Origin of the sequence: Terribacillus aidingensis, from assembly GCF_900215625.1 — a bacterium.
GTDB lineage: Bacteria > Bacillota > Bacilli > Bacillales > Amphibacillaceae > Terribacillus > Terribacillus aidingensis.
In genome coordinates, this window is the sequence record NZ_OBEK01000002.1 from 872668 (window position 1) to 885422 (window position 12755).

General features: G+C 44.9%; 17 protein-coding genes and 1 other annotated feature. All 17 genes read right to left on the reverse strand.

Annotation, left to right across the window (positions count from 1 at the left end; genetic code table 11):
* Positions 1-626, reverse strand: a 626-nt coding sequence (locus CRO17_RS09770; RefSeq protein ID WP_143596007.1) for a LysM peptidoglycan-binding domain-containing protein, incomplete at its 3' end; no start/stop codon positions are given.
* Between the two features lie 84 nt (positions 627-710).
* Positions 711-1577, reverse strand: coding sequence for a prephenate dehydratase (gene pheA / locus CRO17_RS09775; protein ID WP_097041645.1), 867 nt, complete (start codon positions 1575-1577; stop codon positions 711-713).
* 18 nt (positions 1578-1595) lie between these two features.
* Positions 1596-2045 carry an ACT domain-containing protein gene (locus CRO17_RS09780; RefSeq protein ID WP_077308423.1) on the reverse strand — a complete coding sequence of 150 codons (450 nt, stop codon included), beginning with the start codon at positions 2043-2045 and terminating at the stop codon, positions 1596-1598.
* Positions 2046-2074: 29 nt separating this feature from the next.
* Positions 2075-3355 (reverse strand): GTPase ObgE, encoded by a 1281-nt coding sequence (gene obgE, locus CRO17_RS09785; RefSeq protein ID WP_097041647.1) that lies wholly within the window; start codon positions 3353-3355, stop codon positions 2075-2077.
* A gap of 12 nt (positions 3356-3367) precedes the next feature.
* Positions 3368-3898: a Spo0B domain-containing protein gene (locus CRO17_RS09790; protein WP_097041649.1), complete on the reverse strand. Its 531-nt coding sequence runs from the start codon at positions 3896-3898 to the stop codon at positions 3368-3370.
* A 129-nt stretch (positions 3899-4027) separates the two neighbouring features.
* Positions 4028-4318 (reverse strand): 50S ribosomal protein L27, encoded by a 291-nt coding sequence (rpmA, locus tag CRO17_RS09795; protein ID WP_077308417.1) that lies wholly within the window; start codon positions 4316-4318, stop codon positions 4028-4030.
* A 14-nt stretch (positions 4319-4332) separates the two neighbouring features.
* The gene (locus CRO17_RS09800; protein WP_097041651.1) at positions 4333-4662 is read right to left on the reverse strand and encodes a ribosomal-processing cysteine protease Prp; all 330 of its coding nucleotides are present in this window, start codon (positions 4660-4662) and stop codon (positions 4333-4335) included.
* Positions 4663-4670: 8 nt separating this feature from the next.
* Entirely contained in the window at positions 4671-4979 is a 309-nt protein-coding gene (gene rplU, locus CRO17_RS09805; RefSeq protein ID WP_097041653.1) for a 50S ribosomal protein L21, read from the reverse strand.
* A 12-nt stretch (positions 4980-4991) separates the two neighbouring features.
* Positions 4992-5069 (reverse strand) — a sequence feature (ribosomal protein L21 leader region).
* Positions 5070-5104: 35 nt separating this feature from the next.
* On the reverse strand, positions 5105-6517 hold the full coding sequence (locus tag CRO17_RS09810) for a ribonuclease E/G (protein WP_097041656.1): 1413 nt from the start codon (positions 6515-6517) through the stop codon (positions 5105-5107).
* Between the two features lie 8 nt (positions 6518-6525).
* A complete protein-coding gene (locus CRO17_RS09815; protein ID WP_097041657.1) occupies positions 6526-7380 on the reverse strand; it encodes a M50 family metallopeptidase in 855 nt (284 codons plus the stop codon).
* Positions 7367-8131, reverse strand: a complete 765-nt coding sequence (locus CRO17_RS09820) for a M23 family metallopeptidase (protein ID WP_097041659.1) — start codon at positions 8129-8131, stop codon at positions 7367-7369. Before CRO17_RS09820 ends, CRO17_RS09815 begins: the two co-directional genes overlap by 14 nt.
* 98 nt (positions 8132-8229) lie before the next feature.
* Complete coding sequence (locus tag CRO17_RS09825) at positions 8230-8979, reverse strand: class I SAM-dependent methyltransferase (protein WP_097041661.1); 750 nt, start codon at positions 8977-8979, stop codon at positions 8230-8232.
* 147 nt (positions 8980-9126) lie between these two features.
* Complete coding sequence (locus CRO17_RS09830) at positions 9127-9732, reverse strand: trimeric intracellular cation channel family protein (protein WP_097041663.1); 606 nt, start codon at positions 9730-9732, stop codon at positions 9127-9129.
* A gap of 76 nt (positions 9733-9808) precedes the next feature.
* Complete coding sequence (gene minD / locus CRO17_RS09835; RefSeq protein WP_097041665.1) at positions 9809-10606, reverse strand: septum site-determining protein MinD; 798 nt, start codon at positions 10604-10606, stop codon at positions 9809-9811.
* Positions 10599-11285 carry a septum site-determining protein MinC gene (gene minC / locus CRO17_RS09840; RefSeq protein WP_097041667.1) on the reverse strand — a complete coding sequence of 229 codons (687 nt, stop codon included), beginning with the start codon at positions 11283-11285 and terminating at the stop codon, positions 10599-10601. The genes minD and minC overlap by 8 nt, the downstream gene beginning before the upstream one ends.
* A 35-nt stretch (positions 11286-11320) precedes the next feature.
* Positions 11321-11860 (reverse strand): rod shape-determining protein MreD, encoded by a 540-nt coding sequence (gene mreD, locus CRO17_RS09845; protein ID WP_097041670.1) that lies wholly within the window; start codon positions 11858-11860, stop codon positions 11321-11323.
* Complete coding sequence (mreC, locus tag CRO17_RS09850; RefSeq protein WP_097041673.1) at positions 11860-12753, reverse strand: rod shape-determining protein MreC; 894 nt, start codon at positions 12751-12753, stop codon at positions 11860-11862. The genes mreD and mreC overlap by 1 nt, the downstream gene beginning before the upstream one ends.
* Positions 12754-12755: the final 2 nt, after the last annotated feature.

Below are 12755 nucleotides of genomic sequence, written 5' to 3' on the forward strand. Positions count from 1 at the left end.
GGCTGCTGACCCGGCTGCATTCCTTGCATGTTCCAGTCTCCTTGCATTGGCTGCTGACCTGGCTGACCCGGCTGACCTTGCCCTTGTGTGTTCCAATTACCATACAAACCTTGCTGACCCGGCTGCACGACGTTCCAATCTTCTTGCATGTGCTGCTGTCCTTGCATCGGCCATGGACCATTCTCTTGCTGATAGAATGGATAGCCTTGCATATGCTGGTCTTGTGTCATATTCACAGGCTGCTGTGGCGGTACGTCAACGTAATTCTGCTGCTGCGGTGTTGGATAAACATTTGCACCTTGCTCTGGCGCAGTAATTTGCGGCATTTGCGGTACAAATGGATATGGAGCAGCGGACATATCGTCTTCCTGTATTGCTGGTGAATTGTGGAATGTCGGAGCTGGCGCTTGCTGCCCCGTATTACTGTCTGCAGATGTCTCCGAACGATGTACAGGTTCTTTTGAAACCGCTTTGGCTGTGGATGGTATTTTAAGCTTCATGCCCGGTACTGCGAGCTCTGGTTCACGGATATGTCCGTTAATTTCCCGCAAAGCATCGAAGCTGACCCCATATTTTCTAGCGATACTCCACATGGTGTCATCTTTTTGTACGATATGAATCTTCAAGTCTGAAACTCCCCTTTCATGAACTGACGCATTACTTCACCATCTTATGCAGCAAGTTCTAAAAGGTTGAAAAAAGCCGGCACGTTATGAACACGCGCCGGCTTTTTTCTCATATTGATGAATTGGATAACTGCCAAGTACAGTAAGACTGCAGCCCAGCGCTTCAAGCTCCTGCCGGACCCCTTGAAAAAGGATATCTTCCGCTTCACAAGAAACATCCATTATAAAGAAATAGTTTCCAAGACCAGTCTTCATCGGTCTGGATTCGATCTTCGACATATTAATCTTACGCCAAGCAAAGGCTGCTAGTACTTGATGCAGTGCACCGGCATAATCTGATGGAAGTGTTACGTACAAAGATGTTTTCATTTTTGCACCAGCATCACGTTTTACGGGATTGCTGCCTGCATCACTGGACAGAACAAAAAAACGCGTATGATTATTCGCATAATCATGGATATCTTTTTGTAAAATTGTTAATCCAAACTCTTTCGCTGCAAGTTCATTCCCAATTGCTGCAGCAAACCCATCCTCCATAGCTGCCACCATCTTTGCTGCCGTTCCAGTAGAGGAAGCGGCATGTGTGACAGCATGCGGAAGCTCGGTATGTAAGAAATGGTGACATTGTGCAATCGCATGACTATGTGAATAGACATCTTTTACATCCGAAAGCTCTACTGTCCCTTTGGTTAACAAATGCTGTCTGATCGGAATGACAACCTCTCCCACAATGGGCAGCTTCGCTTGATGAATTAAATAATCCATCGTTATTGGCACCGTGCCTTCAATTGTATTCTCGACTGGAACGACACAATAATCTATTTCTCCATTCACAACAGCATCCATACACTGTGGAATAGTCGCATAGCTATAAGCTTCCTCACCAGGAAATAGCACATCCACCGCCATTTTTGTGAATGTTCCTCTTGGTCCTAGATAACTAATCTTCATACGTATCTGCTCCCTTGCCTAAGCTTCCGAACTCAATACCTCTACTTTATCCACGTACGCTAAGGCACGAAGGTCATCCAGTAAAGACTGGATGTCCGTGTGCATGCCTGCTGTATTTAAAGAGATTGTCACATTGGCTCTTCCTTGCAAAGGTATCGTCTGATGTATCGTCAGGATATTGCCGCCCGATCCAGCAACAATTGCCAATAGCTCAGACAGCGTACCAGTACGGTCTTCCAGATGAAAGAACAATGTGATCATTCGCTGTTTTACCATTGCGCGGAATGGAAATACTGCATCCCGATATTTGTAGAACACACTTCGGGAAAGATCCACCTGCTGCACCGCATCAAAAACCGAAGCCACTTTATTACGCTCAAGCAATTCTTTCGCCTGCAGCGTTTTTTTCATTGACTCTGGCAGCACATCACTTCGCACAAGATAAAATTGTTCTTCCTTTTCAGCCATATGCTCTCCCCACCTTGATTCAAACAGAATCAGTCAACAAATTCAAATTCATGTTCCAACAGACGAATGATATCGCCGTCTTTCGCGCCGCGTTTGCGCAAAGCTTCATCGACACCCATACCGCGCATTTGTCTTGCAAAGCGTCTCGCAGCTTCGTCACGGTTAAAGTCTGTCATCTTGAATAGTTTCTCAATCGGCTCACCATACAGCACATAAGCACCATCAGGATCACGTGTGATCTCGAACTGTTTCTCGGATTCCTCGAAGCGGTACACAACACGCTCCGTCTGATCCTCAACCGGTTTCTCGATTTTCGGAATTTGATCCAGCTTGTCAGCAATAGCGTACAGTACATCCTGCAAGCCATCGCGTGTAATAGCGGAAATTGGGAAAATATCGATTCCTTCTGGGATTTTCTCTTTGAAGACAACCAAATTTTCTTCCGCTTCTGGTATGTCCATTTTGTTCGCAATGATGATTTGCGGACGAGATGGCAGATCTTCATTGTATTCTTTTAATTCTTCATTAATTGTCACATAGTCATCATAAGGATCCCGGCCTTCTGTTGCAGCCATATCAATCACGTGCACAATAACACGTGTCCGCTCTACATGACGCAAGAATTGGTGACCAAGTCCGATTCCTTCATGTGCGCCTTCAATTAGTCCCGGCAAGTCTGCCAGAACAAAGCTGCGCTGATCCTTTGTTTCGACAACGCCAAGGTTAGGCGCTAACGTCGTAAAGTGATAATCAGCTATTTTCGGCTTAGCTGCACTAACAACTGACAGAAATGTTGATTTTCCTACACTTGGAAAACCGACCAAACCAACATCAGCAATTAGCTTCAACTCAATTTGCAAATTGCGCTCTACACCAGGCTCGCCATTTTCCGCAAAATCCGGCGCAGGGTTGCGCGGTGTTGCAAAACGAGAGTTACCGCGTCCACCGCGGCCGCCTTTGGCAATAACAGCTTCTTGTTCATGCTTCGTCAAATCCGCAATTACTTCTCCAGTTTCTTCATCACGCACAAGCGTACCCGGCGGTACTGGCAGTATTAGCGGTTCTGAATTTTTGCCGTGCTGTCCCTTACTCATCCCATTATCGCCGCGCTGCGCTTTAAAATGGCGCTGATAACGGAAGTCCATCAATGTGTTAAGCCCTTCATCAACTTTGAAAATGACATCCCCGCCATTTCCTCCATCTCCGCCTGCCGGACCACCTAACGGAACATATTTCTCTCTACGATAAGCAACTAAGCCATTACCGCCGTCGCCTGCTTTTACATATACCTTGACCTGATCTACAAACATCGTTTCACCTCATTAATTACACGCAAGTACAATTGTACAGCGAGATTTTTCCTCTGGTAATGATTCAATCTTCACTTCTTGCACACAATCCTTCTGTCCAACCATCTGCAAATTGCCCCAGCCTGCAAACTTTCCATCAAATGCAAGCTCAATGATTGGCCTGTCCTGCTTCGTTTTCACATGCAGCACGCCTTCGTACAGCTCCATCTCCTGCGTACTATCAATCAGCTCATCCATTACTGCTTCTAAGTTTCCTCGGATATTTTGATCGTATTCCCAAATACTTGGTATTTGCTCATCTACTTGGAATTTTATCCGAAACTGACTGTACGTCCAATTGAAGGCCAGGATCCACACCGAAGTCTCTGGTATATTCAAATTAGATAACTTTCGCTCTTCATCAGCTAAGCGAATTGCTTCCTCGATTTTCTCTTGTACCTTTTCATCCTTACCCAATTTGGAATAGCTATGTAGGAGTTGAAGCCGATTCATCCATTCATGCCGAGTATAGCCTAACAGCGTCATAACTTCATGGTATTCCAACTATATTCCTCCTTTACGGAAAAGCAGTCGAGAGGGCAGCTTCTTTTCCATTCTAGCAATATGTGGTGCAATTAGATGTGGGTTAGAAAAAAAGACCCTAACCCGAAGGCTAGAGTCTCTCTGCAAACATTAAGCTTCTTGAGCTACAGGATATACGCTGACCTTTTTACGGTTACGGCCATAGCGTTCGAATTTGACAACACCGTCGATTTTAGAGAACAATGTGTCGTCGCCTCCGCGTCCAACGTTTGTACCTGGGTAGATTTTTGTACCGCGTTGACGGTAAAGGATAGACCCGCCAGTAACAAACTGACCGTCAGCACGTTTCGCGCCTAGGCGTTTGGATTCGGAGTCACGTCCGTTTTTAGAACTACCAACACCCTTTTTGGATGCGAAAAACTGCAAATCTAGACGTAGCATAGTGGTGCACCTCCTTATTGTTCGATAATTCTTATATGCTTCCCATAGTCCTGTTCAATTGTTTGGAGCGATACGAGCATGCCTTCCAGCAGAAGCGACGCTTTATCAAGCTGCTCCTCGGACAAGTGATCGGGAAGTACCACACGAAGATACCCACCGTCACCACCCTGCTCTACCTCTGGTTCAAACTCACCGAGAACGAAAAGACCGTTCACCGCTCCGAAGCTTACTGCCGAAACAGCTGCGCACACAAGATCGTAGCCATAAGGGCCGCTCTCTGCATGTCCGCTAAGCTCAAAGCTATGAATATCTTCGTCAGCACGGTTGATTGTAACAGTAATCATGGTCTGCCTTACGCGTTAATTTTGCCGATTGTCAATTTAGTATATGGCTGACGATGGCCTTGTTTGCGTTTGTAGTTTTTCTTCGCTTTGAATTTGATCACGTTGATCTTCTTCGCGCGGCCTTGTTTCTCAACAGTTGCAGTAACTGTCGCACCGTCTACGAATGGAGCACCGATTTTAACATCGTCGCCTCCAACTACCAATACTTTGTCAAAAGTAACTTCCGCACCGTTCTCCGCTTCCAATTTCTCAACGAAGATAGTTTGTCCTTCTGTTACTTTAACTTGTTTACCACCAGTTTCAATAATTGCGTACATAACGCACCTCCTCTATTCACTCAGACTCGCCATCACAGGCGCCTTGTGGCTTATGGTATACCCACCTGATCTGTGCGGTTGTAGCACGGGTGCTACTTCGTGTAACATACTGATGTTATCACACATCAAAAAAGATTGTCAAGACTCTCTAACCCATCTCTTTTAACAGTCGCTTCATCTATCTCCTCTAGTTTAAATGCCGGCTTGTCCTGATAACGAACATAAACAGCTGCAGAAACAGCAGGTTTTTTCGTCAGCTCCAGAAAACGCCTAATCTCTGTTTTTTTGCCGGATAGCACATAACTGCAATCCGACGCTGCGTTCAGAAGGTCCCTTTCCAGCTGGAAGCATCTCGATTCAAGTGAAAGTTCAGGTTTTACGGCTTTCTGCAATTGATTTGGTATGGAAGGCCGTTCACGTTTTCGGGATACTTCTAATATACCAAGTTTGGTAAAACCGTATATTTCTGTCCGCTGACTGTCTTGATGAAGTGCCTGGCGGAAAGTCTGCAGAACAGCACGCTGCTGTTCGGAGCGGTTCATCGAAACAAAATCAATTAGTATGATACCGGAAAGGTTTCGCAGTCTCATTTCCCGGGCAATTGCTTTTGCAGCAAGCTGGTTGACCATGGCTGCAGTTTGCTGTTTATCGGAATGTCCTTTGTAACCCGCACTATTAACATCGATTACCGTCAATGCTTCTGTTTGTTCGATATGTAACGTGATACCTCTATCAATATGCACAACTGGTGAAATCAGCTGCTCCCATAGTACCGCTAAAGGCTGCGGCAGCAGCATTTCTGCTTCTTTTTCCCATTTGATTTTCTCTTGGAATGATGGGAACTGTTGTCGCAGCTGGCGTGCGGCATAACCATCATCCACAATAATCTCCTCAATCGCACCAGCCGGCATTCGCCGGAGCAGCTGATCCGGTATAAGTGCATCATGCAAGATCGGTGCCGGCGGTGTGCTGTCATTGGCAGCAAGTTCCCTCCATCTGTTACGCAGCCGCTGTAATTCATCCGATAGCGCAGCTTCTGATAGCAGATCTGCTTCTGTCCGGACAATGACACCTTCTTCCGGCTCCAGCAGTTCTGTGAAGTGTGTTTTCCACTTCTCTGCTCTTTCCACCGGCAATTTCTTGGACACTGCTACATACTGTCCATTCGGTAAATAAACAAGTGTCTGCCCTGGCAGCGTAATAATGGCAGAAAGCTTTGCTCCCTTTGTTCCATGTGCATCTTTTTGCACCTGTACAAAAAGCGTTTGCCCTTCCTGTATCGCCTGTTCAATCCGCAGCGAGGCGTTCTGTTTACATGCGGTGATCTCCTGGCGCTGCAAAAAGCCTTGCCGTTCTTCGCCGAAATCTACAAAGGCAGCTTGCAAGCCTTTATCTACATAGCGCACAATTCCTTTATAAATACTTCCCACTTTCGATGTTTCACCAGGTCGATCAAGAAATACTTCCATCACTTGCCCACGCTCTACTGCAAGCGCTACTTTTTCTGTACCTTTAAAAAACAAATATAATGATAGCATGGATTTCCTCACTGTCTGTTTTGCAAAATATCCGCTACTGTGCAATGTGCCTGCTTGTTTTTAAAATACATATCACTGCATAGCTGTTCATCCAGTACTGCATTCTTCCCTTTTACAACAATCATATGCCGCCTGTTCCTCCTATATTGCGAAAGGATATCCAGGAGCGTAGTATCAGGGCTTGCGAAGATGGGGGTGCATAGTACGCCGGTTGGTCCAAACGTTGCACGCTGCAGTAAGAAACGCAGAAACACATAATAGCGTCGTTTCCATTCTAGCCGATTTTCCCACAATAGAAAACAGAGAAGACTAACTGTACTTAATGTGAAAGGTAATGCGATACACACATAAAGAAGGATAGCCGCTCCCATAACACAGCTAAAGCCAATTAGAACGGCGTGCGCTTTGCGGTAGGGAAGCTGCATCGAGAGGATGAGACCTACCAGCTTTCCGCCGTCTAACGGCCAAATCGGCAATAAGTTGAATATTAGAATTGTTGTATTATACATATATGCTGTCTCCAAGACACCTTCGGGAACAGCAGTTGTTTCTCTCAGCAAAAACAGGACCGCATACAGGACGATATGAACAGCAGGTCCTGCCAGTACAACAATTGCTTCTTCCCGGATGCGTCTGTTTCCATGCTCTTCAGTTTCCATCACACCGCCAAACACCCATAACATAACCCGGCGAATGCGCCAGCGAAAATGCCATGCAGCAAGAAAATGACCCATTTCATGGAGAAGTACTATTCCGAATAAAACCATGACTTCCATCAGCATCCCTGTCAGTATGGCCGCAAGCAGGAATGCCCAAAAGATGGGATGCAAATGAATCGGCGGCAGCCAGTTATGGTGCGTCAACTGGTGCCTCTTGAATCGGATTTAGAAACTTATTTCCTTGCTGAAGAGCAAAGTAGATTGATTGGGCATTTTCTTCATTTGGCACAAATTCTCCGATTTTTTCATTTGAATCGATCCGCTGGTATTGGTTTACTTCAATGGCTTGCAAATGGCCGTAAATACTTTTGCTTTTATCGGCATGCTGCAGGATGATTGTTTTTCCTGTGTCTCTATCGTTTCCAGCAAATATAACGATTCCTTCATCCACAGCCACCACATCGGATTTTTGGTCGGATTCAATGAGAATACCTTCTTTTGATTCATCAAAAGGCTGCACAACAGTTCCATTTACCGGCATTGCCTGCGCCTCTATCACTTCTGCCCCCTCTTCCCCAGGCTTTAATGCTACCGGATCTCCGAATCTATCCTGATACCAGCTATTCACCGTTGCAAAAGGGAACTCCTCCGTTAACGCCGTTATCACGGTTGCTTTCGTTTTTTCTACAAATGGGTGATCAGCCTGCAAATAAAGTGCTGTTCCGAAAAACAAAGTCGCAGATACAATCAACCGAAACATAAAACGAGCAGCAAACTTGGATGTATGTTCAGTACGCGGCGGCTCATATTTTGGATTAGGACCAAACCCATGAGACTCCTCCTCCTCAATCGTAAAAGGCGTGACAGTCTCAGCTATTCCTTTCTGTATCTTCTCTCCTTTAAGACGTTTACGATCTGCAATGCCTTTTCGCACCGAATGTAAATTCTTCCCCATATCAAACCCTCCCTCTAGGTCTTTGTACAAGTCTATGACCAAGAAGGACAAGTTATTAAAAGAAGCGAAAAAAGCCTCCTGTCAGGGAGACTTTATGATTACTTACGTGCAGCAGCGAGCAGAAAACGATGCTGCTTTACATCCAAAAAGCCTTTCTTCTCGATAAATTGATGCAGTTCCATTAAACAATCCCGGTAAGCTTCAATTGTAAATGAAGGAATTTGCCAAGGTATTGCTTTCAAATGGAAGACTACCGCTCCTATGTCATAAAACCGCATAGAAGGGAAAGCCTCTTGTTGCTCAAGCACGACAAGCTGACCCGCCAGCTCTTCTGCTGCTGTTTGAAGCTTCCAATCTTGATAAGCTGTATTCACAGAAGCACCAAGCAATTCATTCAGTGCCGTGCAATCTGTTCCGCCTACCTGCTGGGTGAGAAAAAGTCCATCCGGTCTTAGAATTCGTTTCACCTCAGAAACTGAATAAGACTCATGTTTGTTTAAAACAAGATCAAATGTTTCAGCAGCAAATGGCAGTTCATCATCGATATCGATTTGAAAGACTTCCACCCCGAGCGGTTCCAGCCTTTCCTTAGCGATTGGCACGTTCGGCAGATAACCTTCTGTTGCTGCTGTGTAATGCGGCAGCGGCAGAAGCTTGGACAAAAACTCTCCTCCGCCAGTTCCCATATCTAACAGGCTGTTTGCTTCAAAGAGATATTTTCTCGCTTCACTTCCATAAGACCATGGTAAAAGTTCATATTGAATTCGCCCGGTATCTTCTATAAAAGAAATATCCCAACCGGAAAAAGATTTTTGAGCATCTTGTAAAAGCTGGTCAATCAATTTCATCGATTCTCCTCCTCTTTTGTATAAGTATTTGGATACAGGCGGAGCAGGAGGACCGAGTATCTGTTGTTATAGAGGATGCTCCTTTTTCATGTCATCTTCCTCCTTTTTTCCTGATTATAACAAAAAGACCAGCAGTTTTGCTGATCTTTACTGATAATGCATCTTTGGAACTGGGAGCTGCCATTTGCGGTGGAAAGAATAAATACGCAAGAAAATAATTCCGGCAAACAAAGCATATAACAATACAGGATAATCGGCAGCTCCCAGTCCTATAATAAGGCCTGTCAACGCCGCCCAGCTGCCATAAATCTCCGCCTTGAACACATATGGTTTCCGTCCGGCCAGCAAGTCGCGCAAGATTCCGCCGCCGCTTCCTGTCAAGAAAGCAGCTACCATTATTGCCAGGAGACTATGATCCAGACTGGCAGCGTGCAGCGCACCTTGGATAGCGAATGCCGCTAAGCCAATTGCATCGGCATACAAACCGGCCTTCTTCCAAGGATGACTAATCCATTTCGGAAAGATGAGAATGATAGTTATTGATATGAAAGCTATGTAGAATAAACTCGTTTGCGACCATAAGTAAGAAACAGGCAGGCCGATCAGAATGTTGCGGATCGCTCCGCCGCCGAATGCTGTTACAAATCCTAGAATAAAGACGCCAAAAACATCATATTTTGCTTCCATCGCCACAAGTGCACCGCTAATAGCAAATGCGGCCGTGCCAATTATGCTAAAAATCTCCCATGTCATGCTGAACATTCCCCTTGCTGGTATTGGACATAAAAAAACTCGTAACTCTCTCTAGAGCTACGAGTTTATCATAAGTTCATTTGCTTTTGGTAAAAAATTTTTTCAATCGGCTGAACATGCCTTTTTCATCTTCAAAGCTCATAAGCGGCACAGACTCTCCCAGTATACGACGAGCAATATTGCGATACGCAATACTTGCCTTCGTATTCGGCTGGAAAGCGACCGGCTCTCCATGGTTGGAAGCTTTAATAACTTGTTCATCATCCGCAACAATACCAAGCAAATCAATTGATAGTACTTGGACGATCTCGTCTACTTCCAGCATGTCACCATCTTCTACCATATGATTACGAATTCGGTTAACAATCAATTTAGGCGGTTCAATATCTTCCTGCTCAAGCAAGCCGATAATACGATCTGCATCACGTACACTCGGTTTTTCCGGTGTGGTGACAACAATCGCTTTATCTGCTCCTGCCACAGCATTTTTATAGCCCTGTTCGATACCGGCAGGACAATCAATAATAATATAGTCAAACTCCGGCTTCAGCTCAGCGACAATCTTTTCCATACCTTCTGTTGTCAAATCAGACTTGTCACTCGTCTGTGCAGCTGGCAGTAAGTATAAATGATCAAAGCGCTTGTCTTTGATCAATGCCTGCTTCAGTGCGCATCTGCCGATGATAACATCGATAATGTCATAAATAATGCGGTTCTCTAACCCCATCACAACATCTAAATTACGAAGACCAATATCTGTATCAATTAAACAGACCTTTTTCTCCATTAGAGCAAGCGCTGTTCCCAGGTTGGCAGAAGTAGTCGTCTTACCTACTCCCCCTTTACCGGACGTAATAACGATTGCTTCACCCATTTAACATTCTCCTCTCGAAACTGCTGATGCCCGGACGTTTGCGGACTACTGCCTGCAAACGGTCGATGATGATTTTTTGCTGTTCGTCATCGATGTGCCCGCATTCCATATAAACACCATCTGTCTCATGATCGGGCGCGCGGCTGATATAACCCGCGATTCGAAGCTGCGTCGGATTCATATACGAGGCAGCGATAACAGCATCGGTATCACCGTCTTTCCCCGCATGCGCAATCCCGAGTAAATTACCCATAACAAATATATTACCCGTAGCGGTAACACAGCCGCCAGGATTCACATCCCCTAGCAGCAGTAAATCACCTTTCACTTCCAGCACTTGGCCAGAACGGACGACACGGCTGACTGCCTTTACCTCCGCTTCTTCCTTCCACTCTATTGCAGCTTGCTTCGTGATGACTTCAGAGTGAACGGACTCAATCCGCAGACGCTGCTTGCTCGTAATCATTCGACGAAGGAGCTCCTCTTGCTCCTTTTCTAAATAACGGTTGCCTAATTGAATATGTACACCAACAATCTGGTCAGCCGAATCAATCCGATTAGCAGCAAGTTTCGCTTCTAATTCCTCCAACAATTCTTCAAAAGAGCAGGCATCATCCATGTGCAAAGACAGCCCTTCCCGGGTACCTTTAATTGTGATGATCTGTTTGTTTCCAATCAAGATGGTCACCTCCGTTCGTCGTCTGATTTTCTAATTTATAAGCTAGTTGTTCTTCTAAGCTGCGAATCGGACCATTTCTGCAGAGGCTTCTGGAAAATCAGATACAAGATTACTAGCATGATAAGGTTGGCACCGAGCGTTGGCAAAAGTCTATGCAGCAGATACGCAACAAAGTCCATCGGCGCAATACCGATCACATGATAAATCAGATAACCGATAACATCCGCAAATACAATCGACAAAAGACCAAGCAGTGCAGCCACAAAAATATTGCCGTGCAGCACTCTGCGTAATTCCAGAATTAAATAAATACTGAAACCATATGTGAACATATACACGCCTAAAATATCCGTATAAACGATATCTTTCAGCAGTCCGAAAATAAGCGCATAAAGCAAACTGTAATACGAATTATCCAAATCATAAAGCATCGCGATCAGCACTAGGAATAAAAGAGTCCAGTGCGGAATCAGCCAAGTGTCACCGCCAATAAACTGCTTAGGAAGCATGGCAGTGGCTACACCTTCTAAACTAACAATTAAAAGTAAGATCAACGGTAAATAAAGCTTTTTCATTAAAGACCCTCATCCCCGTTATCTGAAGAAGCATCTTCAGAGGCTGCGTCGATGACTAAAACCTTATCAATATTATATAAATCAGCTGAAGGTTTGACATGTACTGTTTGAGATAAGCCGTACTCATCCAAGTCTACGGACTCTACTTCTCCAATATTAAGTGCCTCTGGAAATACCCCTCCAAGACCGGAAGACGTAACCAAAGATCCCTTCTTCACTTCTAGTTCCGGTTTAACACCGGTAAACAGAAGCATGCCTTCTTTTTCATCATACCCTTCGATTAAACCGAAGATCGATTTCTGTTCCTTGCCTTCCTTCTCTTGCGGATCAATTTTTGCGGAAATACGATTGGTCTCATTAAATCCGCTCAGCAATTGAACAGAAGCTGTACCGCGGCTCACATCTTCTATCTTGCCGACTAAGCCGCTCGCTGTCATGACGGCCATATTTGTCTCCACACCATCGTCCGACCCTTTATCAATGGTCAGCTGATCAAACCAGCCTTCAGGACTGCGCACAATCACATCAGCTGGGATCGGGTTGTAGTCCATCGATGTGTAGTCATTAAATTTATCATTGGTTTGCTGCAGCTCATCGTACTGCTGCTCCAGTTCTTGATAACGAGACAGCAAGCCTTTATAATCATCGACTTTTGCCTTAAGTACTTGGTTTTCTTCATACGTGTTCTTCAAGTCTTTTATGTTTGTAACAACTGTGGTAGTAAACTGTGCAGGAACAGAAAAGATATTCTGCACAAATCCAACTGTATCACTTACGATTTGTTCTGGTAATGTCTGGCTGCTCCGATCCCTAGTTGAGAAACCAATCAAACCTACTAGGATGATGATGGCAATCAGAAAAAGGAACATCCGTTTTTTCTTAAAGAAATTCATAA

What these genes read in the sequence shown, in the direction of transcription:
- pheA (WP_097041645.1), bottom strand. Translation starts at nt 1,577, where the DNA reads ATGAAGATTAGTTATCTAGGACCAAGAGGAACATTCACAAAAATGGCG.
- CRO17_RS09780 (WP_077308423.1), bottom strand. Translation starts at nt 2,045, where the DNA reads ATGGCTGAAAAGGAAGAACAATTTTATCTTGTGCGAAGTGATGTGCTG.
- obgE (WP_097041647.1), bottom strand. Translation starts at nt 3,355, where the DNA reads ATGTTTGTAGATCAGGTCAAGGTATATGTAAAAGCAGGCGACGGCGGT.
- rpmA (WP_077308417.1), bottom strand. Translation starts at nt 4,318, where the DNA reads ATGCTACGTCTAGATTTGCAGTTTTTCGCATCCAAAAAGGGTGTTGGT.
- CRO17_RS09800 (WP_097041651.1), bottom strand. Translation starts at nt 4,662, where the DNA reads ATGATTACTGTTACAATCAACCGTGCTGACGAAGATATTCATAGCTTT.
- rplU (WP_097041653.1), bottom strand. Translation starts at nt 4,979, where the DNA reads ATGTACGCAATTATTGAAACTGGTGGTAAACAAGTTAAAGTAACAGAA.
- CRO17_RS09810 (WP_097041656.1), bottom strand. Translation starts at nt 6,517, where the DNA reads ATGCTATCATTATATTTGTTTTTTAAAGGTACAGAAAAAGTAGCGCTT.
- CRO17_RS09820 (WP_097041659.1), bottom strand. Translation starts at nt 8,131, where the DNA reads ATGGGGAAGAATTTACATTCGGTGCGAAAAGGCATTGCAGATCGTAAA.
- CRO17_RS09825 (WP_097041661.1), bottom strand. Translation starts at nt 8,979, where the DNA reads ATGAAATTGATTGACCAGCTTTTACAAGATGCTCAAAAATCTTTTTCC.
- CRO17_RS09830 (WP_097041663.1), bottom strand. Translation starts at nt 9,732, where the DNA reads ATGACATGGGAGATTTTTAGCATAATTGGCACGGCCGCATTTGCTATT.
- minD (WP_097041665.1), bottom strand. Translation starts at nt 10,606, where the DNA reads ATGGGTGAAGCAATCGTTATTACGTCCGGTAAAGGGGGAGTAGGTAAG.
- mreD (WP_097041670.1), bottom strand. Translation starts at nt 11,860, where the DNA reads ATGAAAAAGCTTTATTTACCGTTGATCTTACTTTTAATTGTTAGTTTA.
- mreC (WP_097041673.1), bottom strand. Translation starts at nt 12,753, where the DNA reads ATGAATTTCTTTAAGAAAAAACGGATGTTCCTTTTTCTGATTGCCATC.